This is a genomic window from Bradyrhizobium sp. CB3481 (assembly GCF_029714305.1).
GTDB lineage: Bacteria > Pseudomonadota > Alphaproteobacteria > Rhizobiales > Xanthobacteraceae > Bradyrhizobium.
The window spans coordinates 829,083-841,868 of sequence record NZ_CP121647.1 but is presented as its reverse complement, the minus strand read 5'-3'; the positions used below and the strand labels follow the sequence as shown (position 1 = coordinate 841,868).

Here is a 12,786-nt window from a genome sequence, read left to right as displayed (position 1 = left end):
GGCCGTCAACCCTTGGCGGGCCCGGAAACCGGCGCCGTAGGGTGGGCTAAGCGAAGCGAGCCCACCAAAACGCGGGTTATGAGGGATAAAGATGGTGGGCACGGCGCTGTCGCGCCTTTGCCCACCCTACGGCAGCGGAGTTACCCCGCCGGCCCCGTCGGGGCCAGGGCGGCACCGGCGGTGCCGAGATCGTCGGTGCCGAGGTCGGTGAGCTCGCATTCCAGGCATTCGACGTCGAGCCGCAACGCGCCGCCATGGGCGAACAGCAATAGCGCGCTGCCGCCGGGGCTATCTGTGGGATAGAATTCGATCCCGACCAGTTCCAGCACCGCTTCCGGCTGCTGAAGGTCGATATTGCGCGACTTGCAGGCCAGCACGCGGTCGAAGCGCAGCGCGGCGATCAGGCGGCGCGGCTCGGTTCCACCCGACAGCGTCTGCTCCCAGTCGAGCCTGAACATGCCGACCACCAGCCGCTTTTCGTCCTGCCGCCAGACGATGTCGGCGGCCTGAACGCGGGCGTCCTGCACATGGGCCGAGATGACCGCGAGGTCGTCGGCGTCGAGTGCAATCAGTTTCAGCGGATCTGCTGGCATCCCAGAATCCTAACCAGTTCCGATCCCGGCGCTAGTCGCTGATGCGCTGGATCGAAGCACCGCATGCCGAAAGCTTCTCCTCCAGCCGCTCGAAACCACGGTCCAGATGATAGACGCGGTTGACCATGGTTTCGCCTTCGGCGGCAAGGCCGGCGATGACCAGCGATACCGAGGCGCGCAGATCCGTGGCCATCACGGGCGCACCGCGCAGCTTTGCGGTGCCGTCGATGGTCGCGGTCTCGCCATCCAGCGATATACGCGCGCCGAACCGCGCAAGTTCCTGCACATGCATGAAACGGTTCTCGAAAATCGTCTCCGTGATCTGCGAGGCGCCGCCGGCGCAGGTCATCAGGGCCATCAATTGCGCCTGCAAATCGGTCGGGAAACCCGGGAACGGCGCGGTCGATACCGTCACCGGCCGGATGCCGGCGCCGTTCCTGATAACCCGGATGCCGTCATTGTTGACGGTGATGGTGGCGCCGGCCGCGCTCAGCACGTCGAGCGCGGACTGCAGCAGTTCCGGCCGGGCGCCGGAAAGCTGCACGTCACCGCCGGTCATAGCGACCGCCATGGCATAGGTGCCGGCCTCGATCCGGTCGGGCAGCACGGTATGCCGCGCGCCATGCAGCTTTTCAACGCCCTCGACCACGATGCGCGGCGTGCCCGCACCGGTGATGCGCGCGCCCATCTTGTTGAGGCAGTCGGCAACGTCTGTGATTTCCGGCTCGCAGGCCGCATTGCTGATGGTCGTCGTGCCCTTCGCCAGCGTCGCCGCCATCAGCGCGACATGCGTGCCGCTCACCGTCACCTTGGGGAAATCAATGGCCGCACCACGCAGGCCGCCGGGGGCTTTCGCCACGACATAGCCGCCGTCGATGGCGATCTCGGCGCCGAGCCGCTCCAGCGCCATGATCAACAGATCGACCGGCCGCGTCCCGATGGCGCAGCCGCCCGGCAGCGAGACCTTGGCCTCATGCATGCGCGCGAGCAGCGGGGCGATCACCCAGAAGCTGGCGCGCATCCGCGACACCAGCTCATAGGGCGCGGTGGTGTCGATGATGTCGGCCGCCGAAATGTGCAGGGTCTGGCCCTGGTAGGCGCGGTCGCCGGACCGCTTGCCCGCGGACATGATGTCGACGCCGTGATTGCCGAGGATGCGCTGCAGCTGCGCGACATCGGCGAGCCGCGGCACGTTGTCCAGGATCAGCGTCTCCTCGGTGAGGAGAGCGGCGATCATCAGCGGCAGGGCCGCATTCTTCGCGCCCGAAATGGCGATGGTGCCGTTGAGCTTGCTGCCGCCGACGATACGAATGCGGTCCATGCCATCCCCCTGCTGCACAAATCATGAGCGCCGTCGGCAGCAGAAGCGGTGAGATTTGCGGCGATTTGATGGGGTGAGGTGTTCCGCCCGCTGTCGGTCATTCCGGGGCGCTCACGAAGTGAGCGAACTACGGGGCGCCCTTGCGCCCCTGAGAACCTCGAGATTCTCAGGGGCGTTCGATGCTGTGCATCGCCCCGGAATGACTTTACGGCTCACGCTCTGATGAACGCCAGCAGATCGGCATTGATCGTGTCGGCGTGCGTGGTGGGCATGCCGTGCGGAAAGCCCTTGTAGGTCTTCAACGTGCCGTTCTTTAAAAGCTTTGCCGACAGCGGCGCGGAGTCTTCATAGGGCACGATCTGGTCGTCGTCGCCGTGCATCACCAGCACCGGCACCGTGATCTTCTTGAGGTCCTCGGTGAAGTCGGTCTGCGAGAAGGCAATGATGCCGTCGTAATGAGCCTTCGCGCCGCCCATCATGCCCTGCCGCCACCAGTTCTCGATCACCGCCTCCGACGGCTTGGCGCCCGGACGGTTGTAGCCATAGAACGGGCCGGCGGCGAGGTCGCGATAGAACTGCGTGCGGCTGGCCAGAAGTTGCGCCTGCAGTCCGTCAAAGACTTCCTTGGGCAGACCGCCGGGATTTGCCTCCGTTCGCACCATCAGCGGCGGCACCGCGCTGAGGATCGCCGCCTTCGCAACCCGGCTCTCGCCGTGGCGGGCGATGTAATGCACCACCTCGCCGCCGCCGGTGGAATGGCCGACGTGAACGGCGTTCTTCAAGTCGAGATGCGCGGTCAGCGCCGCGAGGTCGTCGGCATAGTGATCCATGTCGTGGCCGTCGGCGACCTGGCTCGACCGGCCGTGGCCGCGCCGGTCGTGGGCGACGACGCGAAAACCGTTGTTCAGGAAGAACAGCATCTGCGTGTCCCAATCGTCTGATGACAGCGGCCAGCCATGGCTGAACACGATGGGCTGTCCCTTGCCCCAATCCTTGTAGAAGATCTCGACGCCATCTTTGGTCGTGATGGTGGGCATGGGAATTCTCCTCTTGTTACGCGGCCGCGCTGGCCAAAACACACGTTGTCATTCCGGAGCGATGCGCAGCATCGAATCCGGAATCTCGAGATCCGGGTCTGGTGCTAACGCACCATCCCGGAATGACGGATGAAGCCTTCAGGCCGGGCGGAAGCGTCGCCACACGCCGATAATCATGATGACGAAGAACACCAGCACGATGCCTTGGGCGACGGCGAACGGCGGCTCGGCCGGCGGTACGCTCGGCGCCAGCGCATGCAGTGCCGGTACTTTCAGGAAGCTCTGGATCACCAGCACGAACACGTTGAGGTAAAGCGAGACCAGCGCGGTGACGACATAGATCCAGCGCCAGGGGCCGGCCAGCTTCATGACGTAGAGCGCGATGCAGGCGACCGCGAGCAGGACCAGCGAGAGAATGCCGATCATGTGCGAGGGCAACAGCTTGTCAGTCAGAAACGGCGGAATCACAAAGCCGGTCGCGCTGGTCAGGATGGTGAACACGAGGAAGATCGCGGTGAGGCCGCCCTGACGCTTCGAGCCGAGCATTCCGAACATCACGACAATGCCGGCGACGATGGCAATCAGGCTGATGATTGTATGGACCAGAATCAAAGTCGCCACGCTCATCCCCAGTATCATGACGCGCCCCCGCCGTTGGAAACTTTCCAGACGTTACGATGTGGCACGGAAAATATCCACACGCATCGCGTGCAGCAGCGGCAATGCAGGCATGTTCGCGAAACAATGACGCATCAACCAAAGTCGTATGATGCGCGAAATATTTGCACTGATGTCACAAATGCTGGCAAAGCTTCGGTTGAATTTTAGCGATCGAGAAATTCGACCAACTTGGGAATCACCTGATCGGGTGCCTCCTCCATCAGCCAATGGCCCCGTCCCTTCACCAGCACGCCCTCGACATTGGTCGCGACCATCTTGCCCTGCTCGATCAGGAACGGACCACCGGCCTTCTCGCCTGACAGCACCAGCATCGGCATCGACAGCTTGGTCTTCGCAAGGTCCGCAAACTCAAGAGCATCCTGCGGGAATGCGCGGAAGACCTCCATCCCGGCTTTCATGTTGCCAGGCCTGGCGTACTCCTTGGCATAGAATTGACGATCGGCCTCCGGCACGGATTTCGTGGCATCGGCGGCAAAATCGTTCCAGAAATGTTCGAGATAAGTCCGTTCGCGGCCGGTCACCAGCGCGAGCGGCGTCTTGCCAAAGAAATGGAAGTGCCAGAGATCGCGTAACAGAAAGACGTTATTCCACTCGCCGACGCCGGGCAGGAACGCCTCCATCAACACGATCCGGTCGATTTCGCCAGGGTGTTGCGCCGCGTAGGCGTAGGCGACCATCAGTCCGATATCGTGACCGACCAGCCTGATACGGTCGTATTTGAGGCTTTTCACCAAGGCGTGGATGTCTTGCGCCATCGCCTTCTTGGTATATCCGCCCTCTGGCGCCGACGACTGGCCAAAACCGCGCAAATCGGGCGCGATCACCGTGTGCTTGTCGGAAAGTTTGGCGATTAGCGGTCGCCACATGTGGCTGGTTTCGGCAAAGCCATGCAGCAGTACGACGGGATCACCCTTGCCGGCAACCAGATAGTGCAGCTTGACGCCGTTGACCTCGGCGAACTTGCTCTGGGGGGCCTGCGCAAATGCACCGCCTGCAGGGATCAATGCGACCGATAATGCCATCCATATGACAGCAGCGATGGCACGTAGCATTCCCGGTACGCATTGCATGCGAGATTCCTCGTTCTTCGTTGAACAGGAATCAGTAGTAGCGCGGGATCGGCCCGTTGTGTGGAGTTTTTCGGTTCGACAGGTCGAACAGCACCTCGTCGACATAGCACCAGCCCCAACCTTCCGGCGGATCGTAGCCCTCGATGATGGGGTGGCCTGACGCGTGGAAGTGCGCGGTCGCATGCTTGTTCGGCGAATCGTCGCAGCAGCCGACATGGCCGCAGGTGCGGCAGATTCGCAAATGCAGCCATTTGCTGCCGCTCTTCAGGCATTCCTCGCAGCCCAGCGCGCTCGGCGTCACGGTCTGAATGCCGGCGATGTGGCTGCAACCTTGTTTCGCCATCGCTTCACTCCAATCCATCAAATCGCATCAAAGCGATGGCTTCATCGCATCCGCAAGATAGCTGTGCAATGCGGCCACGACCTGCGCGCCCTCGCCGATCGCGCCGCCGACCCGCTTGACCGAGCCGGAGCGCACGTCGCCGACCGCAAACACACCCGGCACCGAAGTCTCCAATGGCGATGCCTGCTGCCCATCTTTCTGCTGGCACTGCGCGCCGGTCACCACGAAGCCGCCGCGGTCGACCATGACGCCGCAGCCGTCGAGCCAGCCGGTGGCGGGATCGGCGCCGACAAACAAAAAGAGATTGCGGATATCGAGCGTGTGCTCCTCCGGCGCGAGGCGGCTACGCCAGCGCACCCGCGCCAGTGCGCCGTCGTCATCGGCTTCGAGGCCGACCACCTCGGTGTTGAACATCAATTCGATGTTGTCGGTCGCCTCGATCCGCTCGATCAGATAGCGCGACATGCTGGCCCCTAACCCGCCGCCGCGGATGACCATATAGACCTTTCGTGCATGGCCGGAGAGAAACACCGCGGCTTGGCCAGCGGAATTGCCGCCGCCGACCAGCACGACATCCTGGCCGAGGCACAGTTTTGCTTCGATCGGCGAGGCCCAGTACCAGACGCCGCGCCCTTCGAATTTTTCGAGATTCGCGATCTCGGGCCGGCGATAACGCGCCCCGCTCGCCACCACAACGGATTTGGCGCGCATCGACTTGCCGCAGTCGGTCGCCAGGCGGAAGGCGCCATCAGTGCGGCTGCAATCCAGCGAATTGATCGAGACCGGAATCAGCATCTCGGCGCCGAATTTCTGTGCCTGGGAGAAGGCGCGCCCGGTCAGCGCCTGGCCGGAAATACCGGTCGGAAAGCCCAGATAGTTTTCGATCCTGGCGCTGGCGCCGGCCTGGCCGCCGAACGAGCGGGCATCGAACACGGCGACCGACAAGCCTTCGGATGCCGCATAGACGGCGGTGGCAAGCCCGGCCGGTCCGCTGCCGACCACCGCGACGTCATAGAGCTTTGCATGGTCGTGCTCGCCGATCATGCCGATCGCATAGGCAATCGCCGGCTCGGAGGGATTGCGCAGCACCTGGCCGTCCGGGCAGACCACCAGCGGCAGGTCGGCGCGCGTCGCCGCATAGCGCGCGACGAGATCGGCGGCGTCCTTGTCGGCGGCGGGATCGAGCACGTGGTGCGGCTGGCCGTTGCGCACCAGAAAATTCTGCAGCCGCGCGGTGTCGCCGAGCGATGTCGGGCCGATCAGCACCGGACCGCCGGCGCCGCCCTGGATCAGGCTGACCCGGCGCAGGATCAGCGCGCGCATGATGCGCTCGCCGAGGTCGGCCTCGGCCACCAGCAGCGCGCGCAAGTGATCCGGCGCGATCAGCAGCGTCTCGACATCGCCTTCGGCGTGGCCGTCAACCAAAGCGATGCGGCCGGAAAGCTGGCCGAGCTCGGCCAGAAACTGCCCCGGCCCCTGATCGATGATCGGCGTGACGTGGCCGAGGCCGTCGCGCTGGGTGATCGCCACCGTGCCGGACAGCACCACGAACATGCCCGGGCCGACCTTGCCGGTCTCGAACAGGGCTTCGCCGTCCCGATAGCTGCGCAGCTCGCCGAACCGGCGCATGCGCTCGATTTCGCCCTCCGTCAGCGTCGGAAAGGTCTGCTCGTGACGGGGAAAGGCGTAAGCGTTGGCGCCGGTCGCCGGGCCTGCCGTGATATCTGCACTCATTGTTGTCGCCCCAAACAGAAACAGAACCTTGCAGAGAACGTGCCGGAACGACGTGAGGGAATTTTGTCGCTAAGAAGTCGGCTTTTCTCCGCCGGCGTCATCTAGGGATGCATCGGCGCTTTCGGAAGGTCCGGCGTCGCGCCCGCGCGCCTGCGCCTTGCGCCGCCTAAGATTTTCGCGCAGCGCCAGCTTCAGCCGGTCCCGCCGCGAATCCTTCGAATCCGCGCCAAGTTTTCCGGGGCCGCTGTCTTGATTGTCTTTCATCGCCGGTTTGTCGAACACGCCTTGATCGAGCGACGTCAGGAGTGCCGTCGCCGATGATCGGTTTACCCATCCATACTGCAATCATGCGCCCAAGCCCATCGGCCGCCGGGCGCGGCTTGCGGCCCAGGCGGCGCAACGCGAGGATTCGCCGGCCCGGCGCGAAATCGGGAACCCGGACCGCGGCCTAAATTGCCGGATTGCCCGGCGCACGATCAACAGCGACGAATTTTGATGAATTTGGACCCTTCCTGCCCTACCCACATGCTTGCGCCAGCGGGGTCGTTGTGGCAAGAACCGGCCGCCTGAGGGGCCTTTAGGCCGATCCCTGAATACCGGGCATGCTGCCGTAGCTCAGTGGTAGAGCACTCCATTGGTAATGGAGAGGTCGACAGTTCAATCCTGTCTGGCAGCACCATCTTTCTCAGCAAGCGTTAGCGGCACTTCCGGCCATCGCGTCCCGTGGAGCGCTATCGCCCAAACGCGCGCCGCATATCCTCGTCGAGCTGCCTCCGCCGCTCTTTATCCTCCGCCTCCAGCCGCTTGCTGTCCTCCCTGCTCTTTTTGATCGATTCCTGCCAGGCCTTTTGATGCGTGCGCGCCTGAGCGCGGGCGTCGCTCTCCGGCGTCGGCGCTGATGCCTGCCAGAGCCCGGCGAGGTTGGCTGATACGATGGCGATGCCGATCAGCAAGGCGATGACCTTGGTGGCCTCCCACCACGACATGGACTTTGGGTCCTCGCCCATCGCGATGACACCAGACGTCGGCGCAGGGTGAGACACGGCGGTCTTTGCGGCCGAAGGATTCATCGTGCTCGGCACGCTGGTTCGCGCCATCGGCGCGGCAGGCTTTTCGCGAAATGCGCGCCAGCGCGCTTCGACCGCTTCGCGAAGTGCGCGCGGCTCGACCGAGACGTATTCGTGATGCAACGCCATCTGCACCAGATCGCCCTTCGGAATGAAGTTGGCCTTCCAGGCGGGACCGCGCAGAAGAAGCGAACTGATGTGAAGGTGCTGCTGATAGAACCGCTGCGGCAGCAGGATCACGGTGACGTGTCGCAGGATGAACGTGTTGTACCGCAGGCTCTCCGTGCTCCACAGGATCGACCAGTAGCCCGCCTCGATATCGACGGTGTCGACACCCTGGATTTCGTGCCAGGGGATCAGGACCTGTTTGACGAAGGGAATCCGGTAATGGATGCCGTCAGGCGACAGCGTGAACACCGGCTTGCCGTGATGCCAGCGCCGCCACAGCGTGAAGCCGGACAGGCCCGCACCGAGCGTGAGACAAAGCCCGACGCCAAGGTACGTCCAGACCGGCTCGCGATCGCGGTCAACGACAAGCGCAAGTATCAGGAGGCCGAGAAAGATCAGCAGAAGGCCGGTCGGAAGCAGTCGGACGATCGTCGTGGCTGGCCGGTATTCCAGCGTTTGATCGGGATCCAGGCCGCTGACATTCATGGCTTCAGCTCTCGGGTCGCGGAAATGACAACGGGCGTCGCGAGCCCATTCCACCGGGCTGGACCCCACGCGTCAAACTTCCCGAGAAATCAGTGCTGCCGATCGGCCCGCAGGTTCATCACGAACCCAGCGCAACGTTGCGGAACGCCCTGACCAGCGCGCCTTCCAGCTTGCCCTCCATGCCGCGGAGGATCTCGTAGGCGGCTTCCCGCGCCATTGGCGGCCGGTAGGCCCTGGATTCGACCAGCGCAGCAAAGATGTCCGAAATCGTCAGCAAGCGGACCAGGTCGGAAATCTGCCCGCCCTTCAGCCCGTCCGGGTAGCCGGAGCCATCAAGATATTCGTGATGATGCCGCACCCCGTCGAGAATCTCCGGAGTGATACCGGACATGCCCTTCAGGAGGTCGTGGCCGATGACGGGATGGCGCCGGATGATCTCCTCCTCGTCCGGATCGAGCCGGCCCGGCTTGTCCAGGATCGACAGAGGAATGCGGGCCTTGCCGATGTCGTGAAGTGTGGCGGCTATGCCAAGCCGCGACACGTCGGTGCTGGAAAATCCCACATCCAGGGCAAAGGCGACGGCAACGCCGGTGACCAGCAGGCAATGCTGAAACGTGCCCTCGTGATAGCGCCGCACCTCGTCGAGCCATGTCGAAAGTCCGCCCTGGCCGACGCGCTTGACGATCTGGGTCGTCGCACGCTGCGCATCGGCAACCTTGAGGGGCCTGCCGTGGCGTACGTTCGAAAACATTGTGGCGAACGCCGCGACGCCTGCATCCATCTCAAGGGCCGGATCTGAGGCGGCGCTTTCCGCGGCGGCCTCGGCATATTCGATCTGCGCGATCTTCGGCATCGCCTCCTTGGCGCGCGAAATGATCGCGGTGGCGCCGAGCGCGTAGGCCTGCGCGATCATCGAACGGGCGTGGGCGGGAACCACGAACAGCCGCTCCGGCATGGCGGCAAGCTCATTCAAAATGGGCCGGAGCTGATCGGCGCGCGGCAGCTGCCGCAGATCGACGTCCACCATCAAGACGCCATGCGCCCGCACGCCGGTGCCGTCGCCATCGAGCACCCACGGCACTACGGCGTGCTGCGGTTCAAGCATCGCACGTATGGCCGGCAGCTTTGCCGGCTCGTCGGTGACAAAGTAGACGAGCATCCCAGAGTTCCGAACGCGACACTATCGACTAGTTGGTTCTCCAAGGTTGAAGAACTGAAAAGAATTTGAACAATTTCCGATGGTTCGGAATCCGAACATCGCGCGACGGCATCGGCGTTTTATCATTCAGCTACACGGTAGTGTTGAGCATCGAGGCTACCTTGCCGTTAAGTGCGGAACCCGTATAACTACGTACCCCAAACGAGGTATGCACACCGTTCGCTGTTCGAAACGCCTCAGAAGAAAATCAGAAGACTATCAGGACACCATCAGGTCGAAGGGCATCTTCCGTGAATGATCTCCCGTCGCATCGAGGCGAATCGGAGACCGCAAGATTGACGCTGCGCGCCCTGACCGCGCTTTTGGCCACGATCCTGGCCGCAATCGGCAGCCTGTTTACCATTCCGGCGTTGGCACAGACCGATCTCGCCGGCGCAACGAGCAAGCTCACGCTGCAGGTCGCGACCGCGATGCTCGGCGAGCGCTGCCGCCGCATCGAAGCACCGAATCCCGCATCATTTGCGTCGGTATCCTTGCACCGGACCTTCAACGATGATTTCGACACCCACCCGCTGACCGGCGGCAGGTGGGTACCGCACTACGCCGGCGGCGCCGCCTGGCCGGAAGCGCGCTACTGGGGCGGCGACGGCTCCGACTTCAGGCGCAAGACGAGCTGGAACGGCGAGCAGCAGATCTATGTCGATCCGCGTTATGGCGGGCTGGAAGCAACGCCGCTCGGCCTCGATCCGTTCAAGGTCAAGGACGGCATTCTCTCGATTGTCGCCAGCCGGACCCCGCCGGCACTGAAGGCGGTGCTGTTCAACAATGAATATGTCTCCGGCATCCTGACGACGCAGGGCCGGTTTTCCCAGAAGTACGGGTATTTTGAAATCCGCGCCAAAATACCCGTCGGCACCGGCGTGTGGCCGGCGTTCTGGATGCTCGCCGACGACGGTGGCTGGCCGCCGGAGGTCGACATCATGGAGGGGCGCGGCCAGCGGCCCGGCGCCATCGTGATGACGACGCACTGGCGAATCCCGGAGACCCAGCGCGTGGAACGCTGCGGCTTCGACTTCCGTGTCGAAGACGCATCGACCGCATTCCACGCCTATGGCGTATTGTGGCAGCCGGACCGCATCACCTATTTCATCGATCGCCAGCCGGTCTCCGAGATCAAGGTCCCGGTCGGCTTCAACGATCCCATGTACATGATCGTCAACCTCGCGATGGGCTCGAAGAATTTCGAGGGCGTCGGCTTCGTCGACGGCCAAACGCCTGAAACCGTCGCCTTCGAGATCGACCGGATCTCGGCCTACCAGATTGACGAACGCTGACCGGAGATGACGATGTTCGGAAAATTCTCGCGCCGGCATTTTGCAAAGCTTGCGGGCGTTTCCGCGCTCGGCATGGCCGCGCGCCCGGTCGATGCTACAGCACAAGCGGCAGCGAGCAGCCCGACGCCGGCGAGTTTTCCAAAGGACTTCGTCTGGGGCACCGCGACGTCGTCCTATCAGATCGAAGGCGCCGTCAATGAGGACGGCCGGGGCCGCTCGATCTGGGATACGTTTTCGCATACACAAGGCAAGATCGAGGACGGCACCAGCGGCGACCGCGCCAACGAGCACTACCACCGCTACAAGGAAGATATCGGCCTGATCCGCGACATCGGCGCCAAGGCCTACCGGTTTTCGATCGCCTGGCCGCGCGTATTTCCGGAAGGAACGGGCAAGCCGAACCCGAAAGGACTCGATTTCTACGACCGCCTGATCGACGAACTCTTGAAGCAGGGCATCGAGCCCTACGCGACGCTTTATCATTGGGATCTGCCGCAGGCGCTCGAGGATCGCGTCGGCGGCTGGCGATCGGCCGAAACCGCAAAGGCGTTCGGCGATTATGCCGGCCATGTCGCGGCACGGATCACTGACCGCGTCAAGTCGGTCTTCACGATCAACGAAGCCGGCCGTTTCGTGAACTTCGGCTATGGCTGGGGTATTGACGCGCCCGGCCTGAAATTGCCGGATGGCGAGGTCAACCAGGTCCGCCACCACGTGGCGCTGGCGCATGGGCTCGCCGTGCAGGCGATCCGCGCGCGGGGCCGCGCCGGCACCAGAGTTGGGGTTGCCGAAAACATCGCGGCCTGCGTGCCGGCATTCGACACGCCGGAAAACGTTCACGCCGCCGAGATGGCGACGCGCGAACTAAACGCCGGCTTCCTCGGCGTCATCCTGGAAGGCAAGTACACCGACGGCTTCCTCAAATTTGCCGGCAAGGACGCGCCGAAATTCACCGCTGCTGAACTGAAGATCATTTCGGAGCCGAACGATTTCGTCGGGCTCAACATCTACGCGCCGCAATTTTATATCGCCGCCTCCGACAAGGCGCCGGGCTGGAGCGTGCTGCCCTTCCCCACCTCGTTCCCGCACATGAATTCGGAATGGCTGCGCGTCGGGCCGGAAACCATCTACTGGGCGCCGCGGCTGGCGGCGAAAGTCTGGAACATCAAGACGATCTACATCAGCGAGAACGGCACCTCGTCCGAGGACAAACTGCGCGCCGACGGCAAGGTCTACGACCTCGACCGCATCATGTATCTGCGCAACTACTTGCGGCAATTGCAGCGCGCGACGTCGGAGGGCGTGCCTGTCCGTGGCTATTTCCTGTGGAGCCTGATGGACAATTTCGAATGGATCTTCGGCTACGGAAAACGCTTCGGGCTCTATCACGTCGACTTCGAAACGCAGCGCCGGACCCCGAAGCTCAGCGTCGACTTCTACCGCGACGTGGTGGCGCGGAACGCGATCGGGGTTTAGTAACGCGCCGCCTGCCACAACGGCGCCGAGGCCTCCGAGACGGTATCCTGCTTGGCGTCGATTGCCACAGTCGCGGCTGGTTGCTGCGCCAGCTTGCGCGGTGATTCGTGGCCGACGAACATGCCGGCGGCGGCAGCCAGCAGCACGACATAAAGTGCGAACACGCCGCCGACCCATTGCCAATAGATCGGGCGGGCGTCGGGGACGAGGCTTTCGAGTAAGCGACGCATGATTGCCTCCTCATCAGGAAATCTTATACGGAGCGTATACGCCCCTTGCCGCGCCCCGTGTGTGACGTACTTCACAGATACCACTTC

At 63.4% G+C, this 12,786-nt stretch carries 13 protein-coding genes and 1 tRNA gene; 3 read left to right on the top strand and 11 right to left on the bottom strand.

Annotation, left to right across the window (positions count from 1 at the left end):
* Positions 1-140: 140 nt before the first annotated feature.
* The 8 genes from QA643_RS03955 to QA643_RS03920 form a co-directional block, all read right to left on the bottom strand.
* A complete protein-coding gene (locus QA643_RS03955) occupies positions 141-593 on the bottom strand; it encodes a DUF2948 family protein (RefSeq protein WP_283031902.1) in 453 nt (150 codons plus the stop codon).
* Between the two features lie 31 nt (positions 594-624).
* Positions 625-1,914, bottom strand: coding sequence for a UDP-N-acetylglucosamine 1-carboxyvinyltransferase (murA, locus tag QA643_RS03950; RefSeq protein ID WP_283031901.1), 1,290 nt, complete (start codon positions 1,912-1,914; stop codon positions 625-627).
* Positions 1,915-2,126: 212 nt separating this feature from the next.
* The gene (locus QA643_RS03945; RefSeq protein WP_283031900.1) at positions 2,127-2,951 is read right to left on the bottom strand and encodes an alpha/beta hydrolase; all 825 of its coding nucleotides are present in this window, start codon (positions 2,949-2,951) and stop codon (positions 2,127-2,129) included.
* A gap of 138 nt (positions 2,952-3,089) precedes the next feature.
* A complete protein-coding gene (locus QA643_RS03940; RefSeq protein ID WP_283031899.1) occupies positions 3,090-3,590 on the bottom strand; it encodes a hypothetical protein in 501 nt (166 codons plus the stop codon).
* A gap of 185 nt (positions 3,591-3,775) precedes the next feature.
* Positions 3,776-4,702, bottom strand: coding sequence for an alpha/beta hydrolase (locus tag QA643_RS03935; protein ID WP_283031898.1), 927 nt, complete (start codon positions 4,700-4,702; stop codon positions 3,776-3,778).
* Positions 4,703-4,733: 31 nt separating this feature from the next.
* Positions 4,734-5,045, bottom strand: a complete 312-nt coding sequence (locus QA643_RS03930) for a UBP-type zinc finger domain-containing protein (protein ID WP_283031897.1) — start codon at positions 5,043-5,045, stop codon at positions 4,734-4,736.
* Between the two features lie 27 nt (positions 5,046-5,072).
* The gene (locus QA643_RS03925; RefSeq protein ID WP_283031896.1) at positions 5,073-6,779 is read right to left on the bottom strand and encodes an FAD-dependent oxidoreductase; all 1,707 of its coding nucleotides are present in this window, start codon (positions 6,777-6,779) and stop codon (positions 5,073-5,075) included.
* Positions 6,780-6,848: 69 nt separating this feature from the next.
* Positions 6,849-7,061 (bottom strand): hypothetical protein, encoded by a 213-nt coding sequence (locus QA643_RS03920; RefSeq protein ID WP_349253255.1) that lies wholly within the window; start codon positions 7,059-7,061, stop codon positions 6,849-6,851.
* Between the two features lie 322 nt (positions 7,062-7,383).
* Between QA643_RS03920 and QA643_RS03915 the strand changes: the two genes are divergently transcribed.
* Positions 7,384-7,458, top strand: a tRNA-Thr gene (locus QA643_RS03915).
* Between the two features lie 52 nt (positions 7,459-7,510).
* On the opposite strand, the gene QA643_RS03910 is transcribed toward QA643_RS03915, so the two are convergent.
* Positions 7,511-8,500, bottom strand: coding sequence for an STM3941 family protein (locus QA643_RS03910; RefSeq protein ID WP_283031895.1), 990 nt, complete (start codon positions 8,498-8,500; stop codon positions 7,511-7,513).
* Positions 8,501-8,618: 118 nt separating this feature from the next.
* Positions 8,619-9,659 (bottom strand): HD domain-containing phosphohydrolase, encoded by a 1,041-nt coding sequence (locus QA643_RS03905; RefSeq protein ID WP_283031894.1) that lies wholly within the window; start codon positions 9,657-9,659, stop codon positions 8,619-8,621.
* Between the two features lie 335 nt (positions 9,660-9,994).
* Between QA643_RS03905 and QA643_RS03900 the strand changes: the two genes are divergently transcribed.
* Both QA643_RS03900 and QA643_RS03895 read left to right on the top strand, forming a co-directional pair.
* Complete coding sequence (locus tag QA643_RS03900; RefSeq protein WP_283031893.1) at positions 9,995-10,993, top strand: glycoside hydrolase family 16 protein; 999 nt, start codon at positions 9,995-9,997, stop codon at positions 10,991-10,993.
* Between the two features lie 12 nt (positions 10,994-11,005).
* A complete protein-coding gene (locus tag QA643_RS03895; RefSeq protein WP_283031892.1) occupies positions 11,006-12,469 on the top strand; it encodes a GH1 family beta-glucosidase in 1,464 nt (487 codons plus the stop codon).
* Here QA643_RS03895 and QA643_RS03890 read toward each other — a convergent pair.
* Positions 12,466-12,699 (bottom strand): hypothetical protein, encoded by a 234-nt coding sequence (locus tag QA643_RS03890; protein WP_283031891.1) that lies wholly within the window; start codon positions 12,697-12,699, stop codon positions 12,466-12,468. The genes QA643_RS03895 and QA643_RS03890 overlap by 4 nt on opposite strands.
* Positions 12,700-12,786: the final 87 nt, after the last annotated feature.